Below are 22,646 nucleotides of genomic sequence, written 5' to 3'. Positions count from 1 at the left end.
GAGCGATCGGCCTCCCCGGAAGTGCTTCTTCAGCCTGACGAGAATATCTTCTCCCGCCAGGCCAGTCACAACATACAAGCAGCGACCGCAGCTCGCGATGCGCCGCGCGGGCGGCGCTCGATCTCACAGGCGCTGACAATATTGTGACAATCACCTTGCAGCCTCAATGCCGTCCCTGCGCCTGCAGCACCCGCAAATAATGCATCGCAGCCTGTCAATTCTTGACCGGCCGTTCCCGATCCGCCACGGATGTATTAAGGTGGCATGGTGCGCATATAACAGCAGCCCGAGCGATCGGGCATTAGCAAGACAATGAGGGTGTCATGAGCAACGAAAGCATTAATTGGGACAAGCTGGGTTTCGACTACATCAAGACCGACAAACGCTACCTGTCCGTATGGCGCAATGGCGAGTGGGACAAGGGCACCCTGACCGAAGACAACGTGCTGCACATCAGTGAAGGCTCCACCGCGCTGCACTATGGCCAGCAATGTTTCGAGGGCCTGAAGGCCTACCGCTGCAAGGATGGCTCCATCAACCTGTTCCGCCCGGACCAGAATGCCGCCCGCATGCAGCGCAGCTGCGCCCGCCTGCTGATGCCGCAGGTGCCGACCGATGTGTTCATCGAGGCGTGCAAGCAAGTGGTCAAGGCCAACGAAAAGTTCGTGCCACCGCATGGTAAAGGCGCCCTGTACCTGCGCCCGTTCGTCATCGGCACCGGCGACAACATTGGCGTGCGCACCGCTCCCGAGTTCATCTTCTCGGTTTTCGCCATTCCGGTTGGCTCGTACTTCAAGGGTGGCATGAAGCCGCACAACTTCCAGATCTCCAGCTTCGACCGTGCAGCACCGCAGGGCACCGGTGCCGCCAAGGTCGGTGGCAACTACGCTGCCAGCCTGCAGCCAGGTGCCGAAGCGAAGAAAGCCAACTTCGCCGACGCCATCTACCTCGACCCGCTGACCCACACCAAGATTGAAGAAGTCGGCTCGGCCAACTTCTTCGGCATTACCGCCAACAATGAGTTCGTCACGCCTAAATCGGCCTCGGTGCTGCCAGGCATCACCCGCCTGTCGCTGATGGAGCTGGCACAATCGCGCCTGGGCCTGACCGTGGTCGAAGGTGACGTGGAAATCAGCAAGCTGGACCGCTTCGTCGAAGCCGGCGCCTGCGGTACTGCTGCGGTGATCACCCCGATTGGTGGCATCGAGTACAACGGCAAGCTGCACGTGTTCCACGACCTGGAGAAGGTCGGCCCGGTCACGCAGAAGCTCTACAACGAGCTGACCGGCATCCAGAGCGGTGATGTGGAAGCACCGGCTGGCTGGATCGTCAAAGTCGCCTGAAACGCTTTTGCGGTATAAAAACGGGGCATGCCATCGCTGGTATGCCCCGTTTTTCATGGATCGAGCCACCAGGCGGCAGCCTGCAAGGTTTGAGCTTCTGCGCGTCAATGGCCAGGGCGCCGTGCATCAATAGTCACTATCGAGAGGGGCAATTTCTACCAGGCGCGACAACCATATAACCTAGCTCCATCGCCTCGCCACCTACACCCTTGGCCCCTGGAGCTACCTGATGAACACCCTGGCCCGCTTGCTGACTGCCACGTTTGCCCTGCTTACCCTCGCCATCAGCAGCGGCTGTGCCAGCCACCCTGAACTGCGGCCGTACAGCGCCGACGAAACCCGCCAGTTACAGCTGGAGGCCTTGCAGCGCCGCGGTCTGTCGCTGGACGACTATGAGCAGCAACGCCGGGTGATCCAGCGTGCCGGCAACCTGCCGGTGGTGACCGAGGCAGCCGATGCCGACCGTTCGACCAAAGGCTGAACCCGCCACTACAAGGTTTTCAGCGGCCGCTCGGGCAGGTATCCTTGAACGCTCTACCGTAAGCCCTCCAGGACGGTGACCATGTTCAGGCCCCTGCTGTTGCTGAGCATTGCCCTGCTGTTCAGCCCCCCTCTGCTGGCCCAGCAGATGAAGCGCCAACTGGGCGATTTCGACTTTACACTCGGCACCACCCCTTCACGTAGCATGGCCCAAGGGTTGATTTCACCCACGGCGGTCGGCGCGTTTCATGGTGGCATGGATTTCAGCCACCCCAGTGGGCTGTACGTCGGCCAATACGCCCCGAGCATGGGGGTGACGGCCAACTCGACCCTGCGCCTGGACAGCTACATGGGCTACAAGCACCACTTCGACAGCACCTTGGGCTATGAAGTGGGGTTGATCCACTACAGCCAGCCAAACATCGCCGGCGCCGAGAGCATAGCACTGTATGGGGGAGTCTCGGTGCTGGGCAGCCGGTTCGGCGGTGCACTGCGCGACAACCCCGACAACCGCACCGGTACGCTGTTCGCCGACTTTGGCCAACTGCCCTTATTCGATGTCGACCTCACCGTCAAACTCGCCCATCACCGTCTGGGCACACCCTTCACCATCGGCGATGGCAGCCAGGTGAATGCCTTTTCCGACTGGTCGCTGGAACTGTCGCGCCCTTGGCTGGGCATCGACCTGAACCTGATCTACAGCAACTCGAGCCTCAGTGGCACCAGCTGTGACGCCTACTCAGGCATGAACACCTATTGCGACAGCGTGGTCACCCTCAAGGCCCAGCGCAGCTTTTTCTAGGCTTTGCCTGCAGGGCCTGGCGGCGCGGCACCAGCGCCAGCGCAATACCGCCCAGCACTACCACACTGGCGAGCAACAAACGCAGCGATAACGGCTCACCGATCAGCGCAACCCCGCCCAACCCGGCCAGCACCGGCACACTCAGCTGCAGGGTCGCCGCCTGTTGCGCACTGACCTGCCGCACCACGCCATACCACACGGCATAACCGGCTCCGGAAGCCAGCACACCGGAGCCCAGGGCGAACAGCAAGCCACCGGCGCTAAGGTGTGGCCCGGCCCCCAGCAACAGCAGCGGTGCCAGCACCACCAGCCAGGGCAGGCTGCGGGCAAAGTTGCCGGCCGTGTCGGCCAGCGGCCTGGGCGACCCTCTGCCGAGCAAGGTGTACGCCCCCCAGGCGATGCCGGAAATAACCATCAGCAAGGCACTGCTGAACGGGGGCGCCGAAGCGCCTGGCAACAACAGCACCAGCAAGCCGGCGAAGGCGATCAGCATACCCAGCAGGCCCCGTGCGCTGATGCGTTCGCCTTTGCACCAGGCAAAGCCGAACATCGTGATCTGCACGGCACCGAAGAGCAGCAAGGCGCCCGCCCCGGCGCTCAGTTGCAGGTAGGCCGCTGAAAACAGGAAGGCATACAGGCACAAGGCCAGGCCTGCTCGCCAGGTGCCACCCATGCGCTGCGCCGGTCTGCGCAAGCGAATCAGCAACAACAGGAACACTGCACCACTGGCCAGGCGCACGACAGTGAACGAGGCCGGGTCGATCGCCCCGTTCTTGAGGGCCAGGCGGCAGAATACCGAGTTGGCGGCAAATGCCACCAGGCTGAACAGCGCTGGCCAGAGCCAGGCACGAGCCTTATGCCCGGCAAGCGAGGTGGTGCCAGTGCTCATGGTGTGGGACTCGAGGTCAAGTAGGTCGTTTCCTACAAACAGATGAGATTGTTGAACACCTCGTTCGTTTTCACAACTTGCGCATGCCGGTAAGGTGCACGGCACGGCACGGACGCTTTAGCGCAACCAAGGACAAAACCATGAGCAAATTCGATTTTCAGTTGGCTTACACCGTCGAAGGGGATGAGGCAGATGCGGCGAAGGCACGTACGTACCTTCGCGAGAAAACCGGCCTGAAAACCGTCCAGCACATCGAGACCACCTTGCTTGGGGTGGTCACGCTCGAGGCCGTGACGCTTGCCGACCGCCAGAAGGATGCCGGGCGCGTATTCCACGCATTCATACACGATGCATTGAAGACGCTGGGCGTGCTGTCCACCGTGAAGTTCTACGGCTGCCTGATGGTGAACGGCCTCGGCCCCGCCATTCGCTTCAACGTGCTGCCCAAATGACCGCTGAAAAGTGACCGCTGGAAAGTGACCGCTGACGGTATCAGGCGCGCGAGCGCCTGATGCCTGTGCCTGTCATTTTTCTTCGAGTACGGACCGGCCTTTTACGGCGCGCGGGCCGCGCCAGGCCCAGAACAACAAGCCGGGGATTGGCGCGTAGACGACGAACACCACCCACAACATCTTGCGTTCGGCGCGCCGCTCACTGCCGATGATGTTCCAGATGGCCCAGATTTCCATGAGGATGACCAAGGCTGCGACAATGATCCAGATCGTTCCGACTTCCATAAGCGCTCTCTCTTTGCCGTGTAATGGCTTGGGTTGTTATTGACGCTGAGGGTTCAGATTGTTTTGACCACTCCTGCAGGTAACGCACCTCACTGCTGCGGCGCACGCTCCAGCGCCGCCTTCAATGCCGCGGCATCGGTGAACGCCTGCTGGCTCACCAATCTGCCTTCTTGCAACTGCAACCACTGCACCTGCCCTGGCTGCCCGGGGTACCGGCTGGCTACCCGCCCTTCCCGGTCGAGCAGCACCCTATAGCTGTAACCGCGCATGGCCGGGATGGCGAACAGCTTGCTGATCAACGCAGGCATGCGCTGGATGTCGGCGACGAATACGGCCTTGCGTGCTTCCAGGTAGTCTTTGGGCGCGTCGGCCAGTGCAGCCTTGACCAACTTGGCGCCGTCCATGTCGCGCGCCACCAGTAGTACCTGGGTGTCCGCGCTCAGGGTGTAGGCCTTGTCATGCTGGTCAAGCAACGTGAAGGGCGCGAGCGGTTCGCCCGGCTCCATGGCCGTGGCCAGCAATGGCAACAAGCTGAGCAACAAGGCAGCGGCGTATTTCATCGATAGGTTCCTCAAGGGCCAGGCGTTTCATGCAAGCGCCTATGGCAAAGCATAGTGGGAAAGTCTGCAGCCATACAGGTTGCCTGAACACGACCTGTAATACGACACCGACACCGGGGAGATTGTCTTTCCTCCAGCCACCGGCCACACTCTGCGAGCCAGCCAGCAAGCGGAGTTCAGAGTGCCCACGCCACGCCAGTTCAGCAAGAAGACCAGTACCAGCAACATGCTGCGGCTCAAGGCCAGCAGCGCCGACGCCCAGGCCCCTTATCAAGTCGATTTCGTGCTGCTCGAACACTTCTCCATGGCCAGTTTCACCGTGGCCATGGACGTGCTGGTCACGGCCAACCTGCTGCGTACCGACAGCTTCAGTTTCACCCCGCTGTCGCTGGACGGCGACCGCGTGCTCAGCGACCTTGGGCTGGAACTGGTGGCCACCGAATTGTCCCCCCAGGCGTTGCAGTCACCAGACCTGCTGGTCATCTGCGGGGGCTTGCGTACGCCGCTGAAATACCCGGTACTCGACCGCTTGCTGAGTGATTGCGCGGCCCATGGCATGGCCTTGGGTGGCTTGTGGAACGGCGCCTGGTTCCTGGGGCGCGCCGGGGTGCTGGATGACTATGGCTGCAGCGTTCACCCCGAGCAGCGTGCCAGTTTGTCCGAGCGCAGCCCGCAAACCCGCATTACTCCGGCCAGCTTCACCCTCGACCGTGACCGGCTCAGTGCCGCCAGCCCGAACGGCGCCATGGAACTGATGCTGGGGCTGGTGCGGCGCTTGTATGGTGACGGCCTGGCCGAAGGCGTGGAAGAAATTCTGTCGTTCTCAGGCGCCCGTTACCGCCAGGTCGGGCCGGGGGCCAAGAAGTCCATGAGCCTGCACCTGCGTACCATTGTCGAACTGATGGAGAACAACCTCGAAGAAACCCTCAGCCTCGACCAGCTGGCCGCCTACAGCGGGCGCTCACGGCGGCAGATCGACCGGCTGTTCCAGGCCCAGCTGGGCACATCGCCGCGGCGTTACTACATGGAGCTGCGCATTACCAAAAGCCGCAGGCTGCTGCAGTATTCCGACCTGTCGGTGATGGAAGTGGCGGTGGCTTGCGGCTTTGTTTCGGTGTCACATTTCAGCAAATGCTATGCGGCGTATTTTGGCTACCCGCCCTCGCGTGAGCAGCGGTTGGGCGACTGAGCAGGCTGGCGCAGCGTCAGGGGCGCTGCCCAACCTGGATGTAGCGCAGCACCGCATCACAGATCATCGCCTTGTGCCGCAGCTTGACCTGGTCCTCCGACAGGTCTATCTGGAAGATCTCGCCAAAGGTATGCCGGTTGGACACCCGGTAAAAACAGAACGAGCTCATCAGCATGTGCAGGTCGATCACCTCGATACCGCTACGGAACACCCCTTCTTCTACCCCGCGGCGCAGCGTGTTGCCCAAGGCTTCGAGCACCAGGCTGCTCATTTCGCGAATAGCCGGGGACTGCTTGACGTATTCGCCGTAGTGGATGTTTTCGGTGCAGATGATCCGCACGAAGTCGACATTGCGGTCGTGGTGGTCGAAGGTGAACTCCACCAGCCTGCGGATCGCCTGGTCCGCCGGCAGCGACTCCAGGTCCAGGCTTTGCTCGGTCTTGCGAATATCGCCGTATAGCTTGACCAGGCACTCGCAATACAACTGCTCCTTGCTGCCGAAGTAGTAGTAGATCATGCGCTTGGACGTAGCCGTGCGTTCAGCGATGGCGTCTACTCGAGCCCCGGCCAGCCCTTGCTGAACGAATTCGTGGATGGCGGCCTGGAGGATATCCTCGCGGGTTTTCTCGGGGTTGTTCTTGCGCGTTCTGCGCCCCCCTTCGGTTTCAGGCTGGCCAAGGCCGACTACGGAATCACTCATACCCACTCACAGGCTGTTTATTGGAATGTGGGGGATTATCCGTGAGCACGGCCGTGCAGGGAAGCACGCTGTTGCGACTAGCGCTGGGCCGTGACCGGCTCTGCTGGCGGCGTCAGGTGCAAGACACGGTCGCGTCCGCCCTCGGCCAGCAGATAACCGCCTTTGCCGTCGGCGATGATGGCCTGGGGCGCCTTGAGAAACGTCAGCACCGTGTGCTGGCTGCCGTCGGCAGCGATGCGCAGCAGCCGGGCGCGGTGCGTGTTGTCCTCGCTGATCCACAGGCCACGCTGGTCACAGTACAGGAACGTGGGGTTGCGCAAACCGTCGACCACCACCGGGTCGTTGCCATCGGCGGCCAGGGCGCGCACGATGCCCTTGGCTTTTTCGGTGTACAACAGGTCGCCCCGACAGCGTGTCAGCCCTTCGGTTTCTGTCAGGCCGGAACGCAGCACGTCCAGTTGCCCGCTCTGCCAGTCGTAGCGCATCAGGCGGCCGTTACCTTTGCGGTCTTCGATGGCATACAGGTGCTTGCCGTCGTTCCACAGCCCTTGCACGCTGTCGCCCTCGAACAACCGCGTGACCTTGCCATCGCGGGCCAGGCTGACGGGCGCGGCACCGCCCTCCTGGCTGAATACCCAACCGCCCTGGGCCGCGACCATGCCGTCGGGTTTGGACAGGTTATCGATGACTACCACCCGGGCGCCGTCGGCGGCGATCTTGAGGATGCTGCCGCGGCCGTCGTCCAGCTCGCGGCTGACCAGCAGGCTGCCATCGGCTTGCGGCAGCAGTGACGCGGCCTTGGTCACGTCACTGTGCAGCACACCGACTTTCCAACCTGCCGCGGCCTGCACCGGATAGAAGCTTTGCCAGGCGAAAAAGCCCAATGTGGCCACGAGCAGGCCAGTGGTGGCGGTGAAGGCGATTCGGGTGCTGCGCTTGCGCAGGATAGACGGCATAAGGGGGGCTCCTTGGAAATGCCGGGGGATCCTAACAAGGGAATGTGAAAAATATGTCGGAATTATCTGCTCGGCAGCCCCTGCGTGCGAACGCGCATTCAGCGATCGAATCCTGGGTATTCCAACATTTAATTTGTGCATGGCGCGCGCTCGACCCTATTCTGTCGCCACATCCCCTGCGCCGCACCGGCCGGTGCGGTTCACGGCACGGGGAGAGAACAACAAGTCGAGATTGTCCATGTCGAACCATTCGTACTTCGCCCCCCACGGTGGGCACCCGGCTCAAACCGAGCTGCTGACTGACCGTGCCATGTTCACCGAAGCCTACGCCGTCATCCCCAAAGGCGTGATGCGTGACATCGTCACCAGCCACTTGCCATTCTGGGACAAGATGCGCATGTGGGTCATCGCCCGCCCGTTAACCGGTTTTGCCGAGACTTTCTCGCAGTACATCGTCGAAGTGGCCCCGGAAGGCGGCAGCGAACGCCCTGAGCTGGACCCTGATGCCGAGGCCGTGGTGTTCATCGTCGAAGGCGAACTGGACATCACCGTCGAAGGCAAGCACCACACCCTGGTGCCAGGCGGCTACGCGTTCCTGGCGCCAGGCGCCGAGTGGAGCCTGCGCAACAACAGCAAAGCCAATGTCACCTTCCACTGGCTGCGCAAGCACTACCAGAAAGTCGAGGGCCTGGACGCACCTGAGTCGTTCGTGACCCACCGTGACAACGCCACCGTCATTGAAATGCCGGGCACCGAAGGCCGCTGGGTCACTACCCGCTTCGTCGACATGGCCGACATGCGTCACGACATGCATGTGAACATCGTCACCTTCCAGCCCGGCGGCGTGATCCCGTTCGCCGAAACCCACGTGATGGAGCATGGCCTGTACGTGCTGGAAGGCAAGGCGGTGTACCGCCTGAACCAGGACTGGGTCGAAGTGGAAGCCGGCGACTTCATGTGGCTGCGCGCCTTCTGCCCGCAAGCCTGCTACGCAGGTGGCCCAGGCAAGTTCAGCTACCTGCTGTACAAGGACGTGAACCGTCACGTGCACCTGACGCTGAACCCCAAGCGCTGAGGCACCGGGGCGCAGGGCGCCCTGCTCCCGACACAAGGCCGCCCCCGCAGGTTTGCGTGAACCTGCAGGGGCGGCCTTGTTTCAGGCGCACGGGCAAGCGTTTACTGCACGACCCCGCAGGCCACCCGGGCTCCACCGCCACCCAGCTTCTCGGGGTGGTCGCTGTGGTTGTCACCGCCGGCGTGCACCATCAGTGCATGGCCTTTGAAATCGGTGGCCTTCAGCCGCGGCGCGAGGACCGGATAGGTGGCCTTGCCATCGGCCCCCACATACAGAGCCGGCAAGTCGCCACGATGACCGCTGTCATCATAGGGGCCTTTGTGGGCGTTGCTGGAATCCGGGTCCCAATGCCCGCCCGCAGCGCCCGCTGGCACAGGCTTGCCGCCTTCTTGCGCCGGTGCGCACGAGGCGTTCTGGTGGAGGTGGAAGCCGTGCACACCTGGCGGCAGGTCCTTCAGGTCGGGGATGAGCAACGTGCCATATTTGTTCTGCTCGATGCTGATAGTGCCAATGGACGTGCCAGGGCCGTCGGGCCCGGCCAGCTTGAGTTCGACCGTTTCGGCCGCCTGGGCCAACCCGGCGCTGGCCAGTAAAGCGACAAATGCAGCTGTTTTCATAGTGCGTCTCCATGGCTTGGGTTGCTGGGCGTACTGCCCACGTTAACGGTGGGACTGCACGGCCCTGCCAGACATTCCATCGCGCCACAGCCTGAAACACTTTTCTTGTTGGGCTAGATGCCGCCCCCGGCCAGCAATTGAGTCATGACCTCGGCCAAGGCCTTGACCATGATGTCAGCGGTCGGCCGGTGAACAATGACGATTTCATAGCTATCGATCTCCGGCAGCCCCTGCCCCTCGCCCAGCACCCGGTGCTCGCCTGTCGCCGCGCGCGGCGGGAGCAAACTGACGCCCATGCCATCGGCCACGGCCGCCTGGATGCCACTGAGGCTGGAACTGGTGAAGCTGATACGCCAGCGCCGGCCCATGCCCTCGATGGCATTGATCATGTCTTCGCGGTACAGGCCGCGTGGCGGAAAGGTCACCAGCGGAATCGGGTCCAGCTCGAACGCCGGCGCGCGGGCACTGTCGATCCACTGCAGGCGCTCTGGCCAGCATGCCACGCCCTCGCGGGTGTTGCGCCGCTGCTTGAGCAGCACCAGGTCGAGCTCACCGTTGTCGTAGGCCTGGCTGAGGTCGCGGCACAGGCCGCTGGTCACCTCCAGCTTTACCTGCGGGTGCAGGCGGCTGAACGCCGCCAGCGCATTGGTGGTCCGCCCGCCGACGAAGTCTTCCGGCACACCCAGGCGCACGGTGGTGCCGACCATGGCCCCGGCCAAGGCTTCGAGCATCTGGTCGTTCAGCGCCAGCATATGCCGGGCATAGCCCAGCAGGGTCTGCCCGGCGTCGGTTGGCAGCACGTCGCGGTTGCCGCGTACCAGTAACCGGTGGCCAACCATGTCCTCCAGGCGGCGAACCTTCTGGCTGATGGTGGACTGGGTGGAATGCAGGCGCGCGGCCGCGGTGGTGAAACTGCCGCAGTCGGCCACCACCACCGTGGCGCGCAACAGGTCAAGGTCGAACAGGGCCCTATTCGATTTCGCGCTATTGGACATCTTGGTATTCAACTAATGAATGACAAGACAGACTTCTATCACGCTATCCCAGGCCCTGCAACGCCCCGCTCAGTCGCCGAGGGCGACCCCTTCGCGCCGCGGATCGGCCCCTCCGGCCCAGCCGTCAGCCGTGCGCTGGATGATCTGCATGCCGCTGGTCATGGTCATTGGCGTGACCTCGTGGCCCCAGGCCGCCAACTGGCGGACCAGTGCCGGGCTGGCCAGCCCTGCTTCCACTTCCGTGCCGGCATTGCGGCTGCCGAAATTGGGCAGGCCGGCAGCCTGCTGCGGGTCCAGTTGCCAATCCAGCAGGCCGAGCAGTGCCTTGTTCACGTAACCGATGATCTGTGAGCCCCCCGGCGAACCCAGGCTGGCCACCAGCTCCCCGCCAGCGCGGGAAAATACCAGGGTCGGCGCCATGGCCGACAGCGGCCGCTTGCCAGGTTGTACCCGGTTGGCCACAGGCCGGCCACGCTCCTGCGCGATGAACGAAAAGTCGGTCAGGGTGTTGTTGAGCAGGAAGCCTCTGACCATCACGTGCGCGCCGAACGCGGCCTCGACCGAGGTGGTCATGGCCAGGGCATGACCGCTGTCATCCACTGCGCTCAGGTGCGAGGTAGAAATGCGCAGGGGCGAGCGGTCCGGTGCCAGGGCCAGGTCGACACCAGGCGGCTGGCCTGGGCGCGCACGCCTCATGCTGTGTGCCCCGATCAAGGCGGCGCGGCTGGCCAGGTAGGCCGGGTGGGTGAGGGCCTTGACCGGCACGGGCACATAATCGCTGTCTGCCAGGTACTGGGCGCGGTCGGCATACGCCAGGCGCTCGGCCTCGGCGACCAGGTGCACGGCCATTGGCGCTGCTTCAATGCCGGCCGGGGATGAAGTGGGCTGCGGCCGTAACCCAGCCAGGTCATGCGCAGGCATGGCCCGTTGAGCGGCTTCAAGGATGCCCAGGGTCTGCAACACCGTTACCCCGCCGGAAGACGGCGGCGGCACGCCGCAAATTTGCCAGGCCTTGTAGGGGCCGCATACCGGCTCGCGCTGCCTGGCCTGGTACAGCTGCAAGTCCTGCAGTGACAGGTAACCGGGATTGGCATGGCTGCGCACTTGGGTCACGATGGCCTGGGCAATCTCGCCGCTGTAGAACACATCGGCGCCGTGCGCAGCGATCAGCTCCAGGGTTTGGGCAAGCGCCGGATTGCGCAGGGTCGCCCCCACAGGCAAGGGTCTGCCCTGTTCATCCAGAAAGTAACGCGCCATGGCCGGTGACTGGGCAATGAACGGGTCACCGGCTATCAACGTGTGCAAGCGCGGGGAAACTGCAAAGCCGCTGCGGGCCAAGGCGATGGCCGGTGCAAACAGGTCGCGCCAGGGCAGCTTGCCATAGCGCTGGTGGGCCATCTGCAACGCCCGCAGCACACCCGGCACCCCCACCGAGCGGCCACCGATCTGCGCCTGGCGGAACGGCATCGGCTCACCATCGGCCTGCAGGAACAGTTGTTCCGTGACCCCCGCCGGGGCTGCCTCGCGGCCGTCGAACGCCTGCACGCGCTCGCCATCCCAATACAGGATGAAAGCCCCACCGCCAATGCCACTGGACTGCGGCTCGACCAGGGTCAGCACCATTTGCATGGCGATGGCAGCGTCGATGGCGCTGCCACCGGCCCGCAGTATCGCCCGCCCCGCTTCGCTGGCCAGCGGGTTGGCAGCGGCCACCATGTGCCGGCTGGCGTGCACCGGCTGCAGGCCGGTGCGGTACCCGGAAGCCAGTTCCGGTGCAACTGGCAGCGCCTGGTCGGCCTTCGCCGCCCCGCTGGCGGCCAGCAGCCACAGGGCCACGAGCAGTGGCTTGGAAAATGTCATCGCGTGCTTCCTGCTTCACCCATTCAGCCCGCCACTGTGGGTCATGGCCAAACCCGAGTTCAAGCTTTTGCGCGATTTTCCTGGCTCCCGGCCTCGTCAGCGGGAGGCGGCAGCCTCAAACCACCTCTTCGAACGGCAGGCCCACATAGTTTTCGGCAATGTTCAGCAAACCTGCCGGCGAGGTCAGGAAGTACTCGCGATCAGCCTCTTGCATCTTCTGGTCCCAGGCGTCCTTGTGGCTGCCGAAGTCGTGCAGCAGTTGGGTCATGAACCAGCTGAAACGCTCGCCCTTCCATACCCGGCGCAGGGCCAGGGGCGAATACTGCTGCAACAGCTCGGTACGCCCCTCGCGGTACACCTTGAGCAGAATCCGGTACAGGTAGTTGACGTCCGAGGCTGCCAGGTTCAACCCCTTGGCCCCGGTTGGCGGCACGATATGCGCGGCATCGCCGACCAGGAACAGGTGGCCATACTGCATCGGTTCCACCACCAGGCTGCGCAGCGGCGCGATGCTCTTCTCCAGGGCCGGGCCTGTGACCAGGTCCGCTGCCACCTCGGCAGGCAAACGCGCTTTCAGTTCGGCCCAGAAGCGCTCGTCGGGCCACTCCTCGACACGGTCTTGCAGCGGCACTTGCAGGTAGTAGCGGCTGCGGGTTTGCGAACGTTGGCTGCACAGCGCGAAACCGCGGGCGTGGTGGGCATAGATCAGTTCATGGTTGACCGGCGGTGTATCCGCCAGCAGGCCCAGCCAGCCGAAGGGGTATACCCGTTCGTATTGTTTGAGCACACCCTCGGGAATGCTCTGCCGGGAAACCCCATGGAAGCCGTCACAGCCAGCAATGTAATCGCAATCCAGGCGCTGGACCTGACCGTCTTTTTCAAAGGTCAGGTAGGGCTTCTCGCCCTTGAGCTCATGCGGCTGAACATTGCTGGCCGAATAGAAGATGGGGGCCCCGTTGGCTGCACGGGCCTGCATCAGGTCACGGGTAACTTCGGTCTGGCCATAGACCATCACCGTCTTGCCGCCGGTCAGGGCCTTGAGATCCAGGCGCTGGCGGCGCCCGCCAACCAGCAGCTCGACACCTTCGTGCACCAGGCCTTCGCGGTCCATACGTTCGGCCACACCGGCCTCGCGCAACAGGTCGACCGTGCCCTGCTCCAGCACACCGGCGCGGATGCGGCCCAGCACGTACTCGGCGGTCTGGCGCTCGACGATCACCGTGTCGATACCGGCGTTATGCAGCAGTTGACCCAGCAGCAGGCCCGACGGGCCCGCGCCAATGATTGCAACCTGAGTTTTCATTGTTGTTGTCTCTGTTGGAACGATACCGGCCCTGCACTGGCGGTGGCGCGGCATCTGCTGTTAGGGTTTGCCTTTGCATTTTTACGGGCAAAACCCGCAACTGAGCTGTGCTATTCCATGCAAAACCTGCACTTTTACAAAAAACGTTCGATTAACGGACAGGCCAAAGCTGATGAAATCCACCCTACCCGGCGTTCCGCTGTTCAAGTTGTATGGGGAAAACCAGGCCTGGCCTGGTACCGACCTGCTGCACTGTGAGCCGATCCCGGCACGCAGCCGCCTGCACCACTGGGAGATCAAGCCCCACCAACATGCCGAGCTGTTTCAATTGCTGTACGTGCAACGCGGGCAGGCCCAGGTGGAAATCGAGGGCACCCGCACTGCCATAAGCGAAGCCGCGATCCAGGTGGTGCCCCCCCTGACCGTGCATGGCTTTCGCTTCAGTGCCGACATCCAGGGCCACGTGCTCACTTTTGGCGCCGCGCTGGTGGCCAACCTTGAGCAGCGCCTGGGCGCACCGCTGGCGGTGTTGTCCAAGCCGGTAAGCTACCCGCTGGGCCGGGATCGCGCGCACCTGCGCAGCCTGATCGAGACCTTGCAGCAGGAATACCAGGGCAACGCCCCATCGCGGGCCGCCATGCTGGAGGCGTTGGTGACCGCCCTGATGGTGTGGATCAGCCGCCGTCAGCAGCTTGGGCAGGCCCCGCGCACGCGCGATGAACGCGACCGCCAGTTGCTGGGGCAGTATTTGCGCCTGGTCGAAGCGCACTACCGCGAGCACTTGTCGATAGAGGCATTCGCCGCACGGCTGAATGTGCAGAGCCTGCAGTTGAACCAGCTGTGCCGGGCGCTGAGCGGGCAGACGGCGTTGCAAGTGGTGCACCAGCGCCTGTTGCTCGAGGCGCGGCGCAGCCTGGTTTACACACGCATGAGCATCGGCCAGTTGTCCGATAGCCTGGGGTTCAGCGACCCCACCTACTTTGCCCGCTGGTTCAAGCGCCTGAGTGGGCAAACGCCCAATGCGTATCGGCGGGCAGTGCAGCCTGAATGACCGGCCTGCCTGGCCCCAGGTCCGCAGGCCATGCCCACGCTCGCGCTTGCTTGACGTTTACGTCAAGCTGGCCTCAGGATACCCGGATACTTCCGCCCGAGCCCCAGCATGAGCACGCAGACCTACAGCATCTCCGACCTGTCCCGCGAACTGGACATCACCACCCGCGCCATCCGCTTCTACGAGGAACAGGGCCTGTTGAGCCCGGAGCGCCGGGGCCTGGAACGTATCTATTCGGCGCGCGACAAGGTCAGCCTGAAGCTCATATTGCGTGGCAAGCGCATCGGCTTTTCCCTGGCCGAGTGCCGCGAGCTGATCGAGCTGTACGACCCCACCAGCGGCAACCTCAAACAGCTCAACAGCATGCTGGCGAAAATCGCCGAACGCCGCGCCCAGCTGGAGCAGCAACTGCTCGACATTCACCAGATGCAACTGGAGCTGGACACGGCCCAGGAACGCTGCGAGCAAGCACTGGCCGCCACCCTCAACAACACAGACAACCGCTGAACGCCACAGGAAAACCACCATGTCCCTGCCCAACCACGTGCGCCTGGTCGAAGTCGGCCCCCGCGACGGCCTGCAGAACGAAGCCCAACCCATCAGCGTCAGCGCCAAGGTGCGCCTGGTAGACGACCTCACCGAAGCGGGCCTGGCCTACATTGAAGTGGGCAGTTTCGTGTCGCCCAAGTGGGTGCCGCAAATGGCCGGCTCGGCCGAAGTGTTTGCCGGCATCCAGCAGCGCCCAGGCGTTACCTATGCAGCGCTGGCACCGAACCTGCGCGGTTTTGAAGACGCACTGGCCGCAGGCGTAAAGGAAGTGGCGGTGTTCGCAGCGGCCACCGAAGCGTTCTCGCAGCGCAACATCAACTGCTCGGTCAGCGACAGCCTCAAGCGCTTCGAACCGATCATGGCAGCTGCCCGCAGCCACGGTGTGCGGGTGCGTGGCTATGTGTCGTGCGTGCTGGGCTGCCCCTACGAAGGCAAGGTCAGCGCCGAGCAGGTGGCACCGATTGCCCGCGAGCTGCGCGACATGGGCTGCTACGAGGTATCGCTGGGCGACACCATCGGCACTGGCACCGCCGGCGACACCCGGCGCCTGTTCGAAGTGGTGTCGGCGCAGGTGCCACGCGAGCAACTGGCCGGGCACTTCCATGACACGTATGGCCAGGCCCTGGCCAATGTCTACGCCAGCCTGCTCGAAGGCATCAATGTGTTCGACAGCTCGGTCGCCGGCCTGGGCGGTTGCCCGTATGCCAAGGGCGCCACCGGCAATATCGCCAGCGAGGATGTGCTTTACCTGTTGCAGGGGCTGGGCATCGAAACCGGCATCGACCTGGACCGGCTGATTGCCGCTGGGCAGCGCATCAGCCAGGTACTGGGCCGCAGCAACGGTTCACGGGTGGCGCGGGCGCGCATGGCGCAGTGAGTCATACAGGCGTCACATGGGTGTGGGTGTGGGTGAGTGTTACCGCCCCCCATTTTGCAGGGGAAAACCGGGTAACAGGGAAACAAATCGACAAAAATTCGGGCCAGGCAATTTTCCCGAATTTTGATAAGTCATTGATTATAAAGGGATTTTAAAAGTTGGCACGCTGCCTGCTATATCTTTCGTACAACAACAAAAAAAATGCGACACCCAATAAAAACAACAGATAACGACTCTGACATAACAAGAACAACACGGCAGAGGCGCAGCAAGCAGATTTTTTTGGAGTAGGCAGTCTTTCCAGGGGCCCGCCCCGCGGTCTGGCACAGAACAACAAAACTACCTCGAGGTAGCAGCAGCCAGGTTCGGATCAGCAATGATGAAAGCAGGTCAGCGCTCAAAAAAATACGTTTGCTCTTGACCCCGCATGGGGGTCGCCCGCAACACCAGGACACGCCGACAAAAACAACAACAGGCCAGTCCCAATAATAAAAAAAGAGCAGGCAACAACGCTTTGAGGGGAGCTTCGGCTCCCCTCAGTGCTTCCTGCCCTCTTCCTCCCTCTGTTTATCCTCGTTTTCCCCCTCGAATTTGTCCACCAGCACCGGCATCGTGGCCAGCACCAGCAGGGCCAGCACCGTGCTGATCAGCGCCGTGGCTTCGCGGCCCATGCCAGCGGCCGTACCAATGGCAGCGGTCATCCACAAACCTGCGGCCGTGGTCAGCCCCTTCACATGGCTGGTGTCCTTGCCGTTGCCTTTGAGGATGGTGCCCGCACCCAGAAAGCCGATACCGGCGACGATACCCTGTATCACCCGGCTCAGGGCTTGTGCATCGGCCCCGGCCATGCTCGGTGCCAGCACGAACAGCGCGGCCCCCAGCGACACCAGCATGTGCGTGCGTACGCCCGCCGACTTGCCCCTGTGTTCGCGCTCGAACCCCAGTACTGCACCGAGCACCGCTGCCATCAACAGCCGTAGAAGAATGCGCGTGACCTCACTCGCGTCGGTCACATCGGCGAATTCTGCCTGTATTACCTGCCAGATCAGCTCCATTGCCTGGTTCCCATGCTGAGCATTGTGCTACCTGCCCGGCAGTGCGCAGGGTGTGCCTGCAAGCAGCCGAGCCTGCTGTGTATAGACACAGACCGCCAGCCGCCGTGCAAAGTGCCACTCAGCCTGTCGATGCAACGACCCGGCCCCCCTCGCGGTCCACCCTGTAACCCACCCAGGAGGCCTGACCATGCCCGTTGAAATCGATGAAGCCACCCGCCGTTGCACCTTGACGGGTGAAAACCTGCGTATCGCGTGTGCTGGCCCGGATATCGAAATCATTACCGACGAACAGTTGCGCATGTCGGTGGCGCTGCACGACGACAAACGCGTGCCCATCACCGAAGCCGAGGCCGACGCCTTGACGGTAGCAGGTGCGGTGGATAGCCGCAGGCACCTCAAGGCCAGCGCTCCAGGCTCGGTGATCTAGGGGCCGGCGACGCCTGCGCGGTATCTGATATGGTTTTTGGTGCAAAATCTGAACCTGTGCTGCTAACAGTTTCGGCGCCATAGTGCTCATGCCTGATCGAGGCATGATGAGCACCCGCCCATGACTGACAGAATTCTTTGCACAGAGATCGACACCACCGCAGCCAGCGTCAAAACGCGCCGCACCGACAGCGGCATTTACACCCGCAGCTTCACCGGGCGGTACCGTAACCTGCGCGTGGGTTTCGCTGGCGCGCTTTTCTTGCTGTTCTTCGGCACCGCCTGGCTCGACTGGAACGGCCGCCAGGCGGTGCTGTGGGACCTGGCCAACAGCAAGTTCCACATCTTTGGCGCGACCTTCTGGCCCCAGGATTTCATTCTGCTGTCGGCGCTGCTGATCATCTGTGCTTTCGGCCTGTTCGCCGCGACCGTTTACGCCGGCCGGGTGTGGTGTGGCTACAGCTGCCCGCAAAGTACCTGGACGTGGCTGTTCATGTGGTGCGAAAAAGTCACCGAGGGCGACCGCAATAAGCGCATCAGGCTGGCCGCCGCCCCCTGGGGCCTGAACAAACTGGCCCGGCGCACGGCCAAGCACTGCCTGTGGCTGGCCATTGGCGTGGCCACAGGGCTGACCTTCGTGGGCTATTTCACCCCGATCCGCTCGCTGGCTGCAGAACTGCTGACCTTGCAATTGGGCGGCGTAGCGTTGTTCTGGGTACTGTTCTTCACCGCGGCCACCTACATCAATGCCGGCCTGCTGCGCGAGGCAGTGTGCCTGCACATGTGCCCGTATGCGCGGTTCCAGAGCGTGATGTTCGACAAGGACACCCTGGCAGTTGCCTACGACCCACGCCGTGGCGAGGCCCGTGGCCCGCGCAGAAAAGGCAGCAATGCTCGCGCCCAAGGTTTGGGCGACTGCATCGACTGTACCCTGTGTGTGCAGGTCTGCCCCACCGGTATCGATATCCGCGACGGTTTGCAGATGGCCTGCATCGGTTGCGCGGCGTGCATCGATGCCTGCGACGGGGTCATGGACAAAATGGGCTATGCCCGCGGGCTGATTGGCTACAAGTCCGAACACAGCCTGCAAGGCGGCTCCACCCACTGGCTGCGGCCACGCCTGCTGGGCTATGCCACTGCGCTGGTGGTCATGCTGGCAGCGCTGGTGCTGGCCTTGCAGCTGCGCCCGATGGTGTCGCTGGACGTGATCAAGGACCGCGGCCTGTTCCGCGAAAACGCCCAGGGCCAGATCGAGAACATCTACCTGCTCAAGGTCATCAACAAGACCGAGCGCACCCAACACTACGTGCTGCGCCTGCAGGATGCCGACGGCTTCACCTTGCAGGGCGACACCGCGCTGGTCATCCCCGCAGGCGAAATGAGCGAACTGCCGGTGTCGGTGGCAATGCTCGCCGAGCGGCCGACCAGCAGTTCGCAGACACTCAGTTTTGTCATCAGCGAACGTGACGACCCCGCCATACGCAGCGTGGCCCACAGCCGCTTCGTCGCACCCATGAACCGCTGATCCCTTACACTGCAACCACCTTGCCTGCCAGGCTTCGACAGAAGGCCAGAATGAAACGCTACGAACGCTTCGCCGACGATATTGCCGAACTGATCCGCTCCGGGGTGCTCGGCCCCGGCCAGCGGGTGCCCTCGGTGCGCTACGCCAGCCAGACGCACGGGGTCAGCCCGTCCACGGTGTTCCAGGCCTATTACCTGCTGGAACGGCGCGGGCTGATCCGCGCCAGGCCACGCTCGGGGTACTTCGTGAACGCCCACGCGCCGCGCCAGTTCAGCGAGCCGCAGCCGCTACAGCCGGCCAGCGAGTCCACCGATGTCGACGTCAGTGCCCTGGTGTTCTCCATCCTCGACTCGATCAAGGACCCCAACACCGTGGCGTTCGGCTCCGCCTTCCCCAGCCCCGAGCTGTTCCCGCTGCAACGCCTGTCACGCTCGCTGGCCAGCGCCAGCCGCAGCATGGACCCGCGCATGGTGGTGACCGACCTGTCACCCGGTAACCCGCAGCTGCGCCGCCAGATCGCGCTGCGCTACATGGTTGGCGGGCTGATGCTGCCCATGGAGGAACTGCTGATCACCAACGGCGCCCTGGAGGCGTTGAACCTGTGCCTGCAGGCGGTCACCCAGCCGGGCGACCTGGTCGCCATCGAAGCGCCCGCGTTCTATGCCTGCCTGCAGGTGCTGGAGCGGCTCAAGCTCAAGGCAGTGGAAATCCCGGTGCACCCGCGCCAGGGCATGGACCTGGACGTGCTCGCGCAAACCCTGGACAAGCACCCGGTCAAAGCCGTGTGGTGCATGACCAACTTCCAGAACCCGGTCGGCGCCAGCATGCCAGAGGCAAACAAGCAGGCGCTGGTACAACTGCTGGCACGGCACCAGGTGCCCCTGATAGAGGACGACGTTTACGCCGAGCTGTACTACGCGCAGCAGGCACCCAAGCCGGCCAAGGCATTCGACACCCAGGGGCTGGTGATGCACTGCGGCTCGTTCGCCAAGAGCCTGGCCCCTGGCTACCGCATAGGCTGGGTCGCGGCCGGGCGTTACGCGCAGAAAATCGAGCGGCTGAAGTTGATGACGTCCCTGTGTGCCTCAATGCCTGCCCAGGCCGCCATCGCCGACTACCTGCAGCACGGCGGCTACGACCGCCACCTGCGCAAGCTGCGCTACGCACTGGAAGGCCAACAGGCCAACATGCTCGCCGCTATCGCCCGGTACTTCCCGGCCCAGACGCGGGTCAGCCAGCCCTCCGGGGGTTACTTTCTGTGGCTGGAGCTGCCCGAGCAAATGGACGCCCTCAAACTGTTCCACATGGCCCTGGCTCAAGGAATCAGCATTGCCCCCGGCCCGATCTTTTCGCCCACCCGACGTTTCGGCAACTGCATTCGCCTGAACTACGGCAGCCCCTGGAACGCCGCCGCCGAACAAGCCATGGAAACCCTGGGGCGGATCATTCGGTCATTTTGAAGGCAAATGGCAATCAGGGTAACTATAGTAGTGCGATCCATTGCCCAGGGAGCTCAGCATGGTTCAGGACGATGCCGCTTCTCGCACACAGGCACTTCACGACAAAGTGCTCGAACTGGAGGCCCAAGTTGCTGAGATGCAACTGAAAGCGGACTGCCAGGATGTTTTGCTCCAGCACATGGAAGAGGGGTTTTGTGTATTGGAGCTGCTGGAGGATGATAACGGGCAGCTCTATGACTACCGCTACATCCTCAGCAATGAGGCCTGCCTTCGTCACACTGGCCATGCCAAACAGATGGGCCAGACCGCCCGTGAACTGATCCCGAACGAAGTCGATACCTGGCTGCCCCGCTTCGCCGAAGTGGCGCGCAGCGGCCGTGCGTTGCAGTTCGAAGAACGGCTGGCCGCGACCGATCGCTGGTTGAGCCTGTCGGTGCACCGGCTGGAGCCTGCCAGCGATAAACGCGTAGCCGTGATCTTTACCGGTATGCCAACCGCGCAAGTCAGCGTGCACCGGCTGCAGGCAATCAATCAGCAACTGGCCGAGCGTGTAGACCAGGCAGACGCAAACAACAAACTGCTGGGGGAATTGGTCGACCACAGCCTGGCCAATGTATTTGCTGCCGACTGCAACCTCAGGCTGCTGGCCATCAATCGCACAGCACAGGAAACGTTCCTGCGCTTGCGCGGGTTCGTCCCCCAGGTCGGCGACCACATTCCGCAGTTGCTGGCGCGCCAGCCCGATATCATGAGCCAGCTGGCACCGGTCTGGCCGCGCATAGTGGCGGGCGAGGCCTTCGTCGACAACATTGCCTTAGGGCCGCCTGAAGCACTGCGGCACTACGAAATCCGCTACAACCCGTTGCGTGATAACCGCTTGATGGTTCAGGGTGGCTACCTGTTCGCCTACGACATCACCGAGCGCATCAACGAACAGCAGCGCCTGCGCAAGATTGAAACTGCCCTGGTCCAGTCGCAGAAGATGGAAGCGGTCGGTCAGTTGACCGGGGGTATTGCCCACGACTTCAACAATTTCCTGGGCAGCATCCTGGCTGCCCTGGAAAGCGCCATTCAACGCCAGGATGAACAGCGCTACCCCGAAGCCGCGCGGTTGCTTGGCGCGGCCCGCCAGGACGCCCAACGGGCCGCGGCGGTGGTACAGCGGCTATTGGCATTTGCCCGCCAACAGGTACTGACGCCCCAGGCGGTGGACGTGCATCAGTTGCTGGCTGGCATGCGCGAACTGCTCATCAACTCGCTGCATGCGGGCATTCATTTCAACGACCAGACCCAGCCGGGTGCGTGGCCGGTTCGCGTCGACCTCTCGCAGCTGGAGAGCTCCTTGCTCAACCTGTGCATCAATGCCCGCGATGCCATGCCCTCCGGCGGCACGCTGTGCATTGGCAGTGCCAACCAGACACTGACCCACGAGCAGGCCCTCAGCCTGGACGTGCCGTGTGGCGACTATGTACGGATCAGCGTCAGCGACTCGGGCATCGGCATGCCAGCCAACGTGATGCAGCGAGCATCGGAACCGTTTTTCACCACCAAGCCGCTTGGCCAGGGTTCTGGGCTGGGGCTGTCAATTGTCTACGGCTTCATCCGGCAATCCAGGGGCCAGCTGCAAATCGACAGTGTGCCGGGTAAAGGAACCTGCATCGATATCTACCTGCCCAGGGACGACACCCCGGTGGCGGCCCCACCGGCGTTGCCCCAACCCCCACCGCCCATGCCTGCCAGAACGGCCAACCTGATCATGCTGGTGGAGAACCAGGAAACCATGCGCCTGGTCATCAGCGAAATTCTGCAGGAGCAAGGCCACGACGTGCATGCATTCGGCGATGGTCAACACGCCGTGGCCGCGCTGCACGGCGGCCTGCAGCCGGACTTGTTGATCACCGATATCGGCCTGCCTGGAGGGCTGGTTGGTCAGCCACTGGGCAACAGCCTGCCGGACACCACGCCGGTGGTGTTCATCACCGGCTATACCAGCGAGCAACCGGAGCTGCCCTCAGCACGTCGTTTCGCGGTCCTGCACAAGCCCTTCGAGCTGGCACAGCTCAGCGACCTGGTGGCGCGGATGCTGGCCGGCACGCCGTTGTCACGCTGAGCGGCACGGCTCAGCGCCGCCGCCCAGGTCGATGAACCTGCCGGTGGCATAAGAGGGAGGCGCAAGTGGCAGCCGACACCGCGTGCC

The 22,646-nt window shown here is 63.2% G+C and carries 23 protein-coding genes; 13 read left to right on the top strand and 10 right to left on the bottom strand.

Annotated elements, in window-relative coordinates:
- Positions 1–323 precede the first annotated feature (323 nt).
- The 3 genes from B3361_RS05720 to B3361_RS05710 all read left to right on the top strand — a co-directional run bounded on the left by B3361_RS05720 (position 324) and on the right by B3361_RS05710 (position 2,625).
- Complete coding sequence (locus B3361_RS05720) at positions 324–1,343, top strand: branched-chain amino acid aminotransferase (RefSeq protein ID WP_009686697.1); 1,020 nt, start codon at positions 324–326, stop codon at positions 1,341–1,343.
- A 229-nt stretch (positions 1,344–1,572) separates the two neighbouring features.
- On the top strand, positions 1,573–1,824 hold the full coding sequence (locus tag B3361_RS05715; RefSeq protein ID WP_009686696.1) for a hypothetical protein: 252 nt from the start codon (positions 1,573–1,575) through the stop codon (positions 1,822–1,824).
- Between the two features lie 81 nt (positions 1,825–1,905).
- Positions 1,906–2,625, top strand: a complete 720-nt coding sequence (locus B3361_RS05710) for a TorF family putative porin (protein WP_054904431.1) — start codon at positions 1,906–1,908, stop codon at positions 2,623–2,625.
- Here B3361_RS05710 and B3361_RS05705 read toward each other — a convergent pair.
- On the bottom strand, positions 2,600–3,514 hold the full coding sequence (locus tag B3361_RS05705; protein ID WP_054904432.1) for a DMT family transporter: 915 nt from the start codon (positions 3,512–3,514) through the stop codon (positions 2,600–2,602). The two genes, B3361_RS05710 and B3361_RS05705, sit on opposite strands and share 26 nt — an antisense overlap.
- A gap of 140 nt (positions 3,515–3,654) precedes the next feature.
- On the opposite strand from B3361_RS05705, the gene B3361_RS05700 reads away from it, so the two are divergent.
- Positions 3,655–3,966, top strand: a complete 312-nt coding sequence (locus tag B3361_RS05700; RefSeq protein WP_054904433.1) for a hypothetical protein — start codon at positions 3,655–3,657, stop codon at positions 3,964–3,966.
- 72 nt (positions 3,967–4,038) lie between these two features.
- Here the strand turns inward: B3361_RS05700 and B3361_RS05695 are convergent, their stop codons facing one another.
- Positions 4,039–4,251, bottom strand: coding sequence for a PLDc N-terminal domain-containing protein (locus B3361_RS05695; RefSeq protein WP_009686692.1), 213 nt, complete (start codon positions 4,249–4,251; stop codon positions 4,039–4,041).
- Positions 4,252–4,340: 89 nt separating this feature from the next.
- A complete protein-coding gene (locus tag B3361_RS05690) occupies positions 4,341–4,811 on the bottom strand; it encodes a hypothetical protein (protein WP_029886483.1) in 471 nt (156 codons plus the stop codon).
- Between the two features lie 181 nt (positions 4,812–4,992).
- Between B3361_RS05690 and B3361_RS05685 the strand changes: the two genes are divergently transcribed.
- Entirely contained in the window at positions 4,993–6,000 is a 1,008-nt protein-coding gene (locus B3361_RS05685) for a GlxA family transcriptional regulator (RefSeq protein ID WP_009686690.1), read from the top strand.
- A gap of 16 nt (positions 6,001–6,016) precedes the next feature.
- Here the strand turns inward: B3361_RS05685 and B3361_RS05680 are convergent, their stop codons facing one another.
- Positions 6,017–6,700, bottom strand: coding sequence for a TetR/AcrR family transcriptional regulator (locus tag B3361_RS05680; protein WP_054904434.1), 684 nt, complete (start codon positions 6,698–6,700; stop codon positions 6,017–6,019).
- Between the two features lie 77 nt (positions 6,701–6,777).
- The gene (locus B3361_RS05675; protein ID WP_182336469.1) at positions 6,778–7,656 is read right to left on the bottom strand and encodes a hypothetical protein; all 879 of its coding nucleotides are present in this window, start codon (positions 7,654–7,656) and stop codon (positions 6,778–6,780) included.
- Between the two features lie 238 nt (positions 7,657–7,894).
- Between B3361_RS05675 and B3361_RS05670 the strand changes: the two genes are divergently transcribed.
- A complete protein-coding gene (locus tag B3361_RS05670) occupies positions 7,895–8,731 on the top strand; it encodes a bifunctional allantoicase/(S)-ureidoglycine aminohydrolase (protein ID WP_029886486.1) in 837 nt (278 codons plus the stop codon).
- Positions 8,732–8,832: 101 nt separating this feature from the next.
- Here the strand turns inward: B3361_RS05670 and sodC are convergent, their stop codons facing one another.
- The 4 genes from sodC to pobA all read right to left on the bottom strand — a co-directional run bounded on the left by sodC (position 8,833) and on the right by pobA (position 13,506).
- Entirely contained in the window at positions 8,833–9,348 is a 516-nt protein-coding gene (gene sodC, locus B3361_RS05665) for a superoxide dismutase family protein (RefSeq protein ID WP_054904436.1), read from the bottom strand.
- A gap of 113 nt (positions 9,349–9,461) precedes the next feature.
- Entirely contained in the window at positions 9,462–10,343 is an 882-nt protein-coding gene (locus tag B3361_RS05660; RefSeq protein WP_009686685.1) for a LysR substrate-binding domain-containing protein, read from the bottom strand.
- A 69-nt stretch (positions 10,344–10,412) separates the two neighbouring features.
- Complete coding sequence (ggt, locus tag B3361_RS05655) at positions 10,413–12,203, bottom strand: gamma-glutamyltransferase (RefSeq protein ID WP_054904437.1); 1,791 nt, start codon at positions 12,201–12,203, stop codon at positions 10,413–10,415.
- A gap of 115 nt (positions 12,204–12,318) precedes the next feature.
- Complete coding sequence (gene pobA / locus B3361_RS05650) at positions 12,319–13,506, bottom strand: 4-hydroxybenzoate 3-monooxygenase (RefSeq protein ID WP_054904438.1); 1,188 nt, start codon at positions 13,504–13,506, stop codon at positions 12,319–12,321.
- Between the two features lie 172 nt (positions 13,507–13,678).
- Here pobA and B3361_RS05645 point away from each other — a divergent pair, with 172 nt between their 5' ends.
- The 3 genes from B3361_RS05645 to B3361_RS05635 all read left to right on the top strand — a co-directional run bounded on the left by B3361_RS05645 (position 13,679) and on the right by B3361_RS05635 (position 15,983).
- Positions 13,679–14,557, top strand: a complete 879-nt coding sequence (locus tag B3361_RS05645) for a helix-turn-helix domain-containing protein (protein ID WP_009686681.1) — start codon at positions 13,679–13,681, stop codon at positions 14,555–14,557.
- Positions 14,558–14,665: 108 nt separating this feature from the next.
- Positions 14,666–15,064, top strand: coding sequence for a MerR family transcriptional regulator (locus B3361_RS05640; RefSeq protein ID WP_009686680.1), 399 nt, complete (start codon positions 14,666–14,668; stop codon positions 15,062–15,064).
- Between the two features lie 19 nt (positions 15,065–15,083).
- Entirely contained in the window at positions 15,084–15,983 is a 900-nt protein-coding gene (locus B3361_RS05635) for a hydroxymethylglutaryl-CoA lyase (RefSeq protein WP_029886492.1), read from the top strand.
- Positions 15,984–16,519: 536 nt separating this feature from the next.
- On the opposite strand, the gene B3361_RS05630 is transcribed toward B3361_RS05635, so the two are convergent.
- Positions 16,520–17,038 (bottom strand): MgtC/SapB family protein, encoded by a 519-nt coding sequence (locus tag B3361_RS05630; RefSeq protein ID WP_054904439.1) that lies wholly within the window; start codon positions 17,036–17,038, stop codon positions 16,520–16,522.
- Between the two features lie 187 nt (positions 17,039–17,225).
- On the opposite strand from B3361_RS05630, the gene B3361_RS05625 reads away from it, so the two are divergent.
- The 4 genes from B3361_RS05625 (at position 17,226) to B3361_RS05610 (ending at position 22,559) form a co-directional block, all read left to right on the top strand.
- Positions 17,226–17,465 carry a DUF3203 family protein gene (locus B3361_RS05625; RefSeq protein ID WP_054904440.1) on the top strand — a complete coding sequence of 80 codons (240 nt, stop codon included), beginning with the start codon at positions 17,226–17,228 and terminating at the stop codon, positions 17,463–17,465.
- 120 nt (positions 17,466–17,585) lie between these two features.
- Complete coding sequence (gene ccoG / locus B3361_RS05620) at positions 17,586–18,989, top strand: cytochrome c oxidase accessory protein CcoG (protein WP_054904441.1); 1,404 nt, start codon at positions 17,586–17,588, stop codon at positions 18,987–18,989.
- A 50-nt stretch (positions 18,990–19,039) separates the two neighbouring features.
- A complete protein-coding gene (mapR, locus tag B3361_RS05615) occupies positions 19,040–20,449 on the top strand; it encodes a GntR family transcriptional regulator MpaR (RefSeq protein WP_054904442.1) in 1,410 nt (469 codons plus the stop codon).
- Positions 20,450–20,936: 487 nt separating this feature from the next.
- Entirely contained in the window at positions 20,937–22,559 is a 1,623-nt protein-coding gene (locus tag B3361_RS05610; RefSeq protein ID WP_054904481.1) for a PAS domain-containing sensor histidine kinase, read from the top strand.
- Positions 22,560–22,646: the final 87 nt, after the last annotated feature.

The organism is Pseudomonas sp. UBA6699 (genome assembly GCF_002454615.1).
In the GTDB taxonomy this organism is placed as follows: domain Bacteria; phylum Pseudomonadota; class Gammaproteobacteria; order Pseudomonadales; family Pseudomonadaceae; genus Aquipseudomonas; species Aquipseudomonas juntendi.
This window is presented reverse-complemented; position numbering and strand designations above follow the sequence as displayed.

Excerpts from the sequence above, each read along its gene's own strand:
- B3361_RS05720 (WP_009686697.1), top strand. The coding sequence starts at position 324 with ATGAGCAACGAAAGCATTAATTGGGACAAGCTGGGTTTCGACTACATC.
- B3361_RS05715 (WP_009686696.1), top strand. The coding sequence starts at position 1,573 with ATGAACACCCTGGCCCGCTTGCTGACTGCCACGTTTGCCCTGCTTACC.
- B3361_RS05710 (WP_054904431.1), top strand. The coding sequence starts at position 1,906 with ATGTTCAGGCCCCTGCTGTTGCTGAGCATTGCCCTGCTGTTCAGCCCC.
- B3361_RS05705 (WP_054904432.1), bottom strand. The coding sequence starts at position 3,514 with ATGAGCACTGGCACCACCTCGCTTGCCGGGCATAAGGCTCGTGCCTGG.
- B3361_RS05700 (WP_054904433.1), top strand. The coding sequence starts at position 3,655 with ATGAGCAAATTCGATTTTCAGTTGGCTTACACCGTCGAAGGGGATGAG.
- B3361_RS05695 (WP_009686692.1), bottom strand. The coding sequence starts at position 4,251 with ATGGAAGTCGGAACGATCTGGATCATTGTCGCAGCCTTGGTCATCCTC.
- B3361_RS05690 (WP_029886483.1), bottom strand. The coding sequence starts at position 4,811 with ATGAAATACGCCGCTGCCTTGTTGCTCAGCTTGTTGCCATTGCTGGCC.
- B3361_RS05680 (WP_054904434.1), bottom strand. The coding sequence starts at position 6,700 with ATGAGTGATTCCGTAGTCGGCCTTGGCCAGCCTGAAACCGAAGGGGGG.
- B3361_RS05675 (WP_182336469.1), bottom strand. The coding sequence starts at position 7,656 with ATGCCGTCTATCCTGCGCAAGCGCAGCACCCGAATCGCCTTCACCGCC.
- B3361_RS05670 (WP_029886486.1), top strand. The coding sequence starts at position 7,895 with ATGTCGAACCATTCGTACTTCGCCCCCCACGGTGGGCACCCGGCTCAA.
- sodC (WP_054904436.1), bottom strand. The coding sequence starts at position 9,348 with ATGAAAACAGCTGCATTTGTCGCTTTACTGGCCAGCGCCGGGTTGGCC.
- B3361_RS05660 (WP_009686685.1), bottom strand. The coding sequence starts at position 10,343 with ATGTCCAATAGCGCGAAATCGAATAGGGCCCTGTTCGACCTTGACCTG.
- ggt (WP_054904437.1), bottom strand. The coding sequence starts at position 12,203 with ATGACATTTTCCAAGCCACTGCTCGTGGCCCTGTGGCTGCTGGCCGCC.
- pobA (WP_054904438.1), bottom strand. The coding sequence starts at position 13,506 with ATGAAAACTCAGGTTGCAATCATTGGCGCGGGCCCGTCGGGCCTGCTG.
- B3361_RS05645 (WP_009686681.1), top strand. The coding sequence starts at position 13,679 with ATGAAATCCACCCTACCCGGCGTTCCGCTGTTCAAGTTGTATGGGGAA.
- B3361_RS05640 (WP_009686680.1), top strand. The coding sequence starts at position 14,666 with ATGAGCACGCAGACCTACAGCATCTCCGACCTGTCCCGCGAACTGGAC.
- B3361_RS05635 (WP_029886492.1), top strand. The coding sequence starts at position 15,084 with ATGTCCCTGCCCAACCACGTGCGCCTGGTCGAAGTCGGCCCCCGCGAC.
- B3361_RS05630 (WP_054904439.1), bottom strand. The coding sequence starts at position 17,038 with ATGGAGCTGATCTGGCAGGTAATACAGGCAGAATTCGCCGATGTGACC.
- B3361_RS05625 (WP_054904440.1), top strand. The coding sequence starts at position 17,226 with ATGCCCGTTGAAATCGATGAAGCCACCCGCCGTTGCACCTTGACGGGT.
- ccoG (WP_054904441.1), top strand. The coding sequence starts at position 17,586 with ATGACTGACAGAATTCTTTGCACAGAGATCGACACCACCGCAGCCAGC.
- mapR (WP_054904442.1), top strand. The coding sequence starts at position 19,040 with ATGAAACGCTACGAACGCTTCGCCGACGATATTGCCGAACTGATCCGC.
- B3361_RS05610 (WP_054904481.1), top strand. The coding sequence starts at position 20,937 with ATGCCAACCGCGCAAGTCAGCGTGCACCGGCTGCAGGCAATCAATCAG.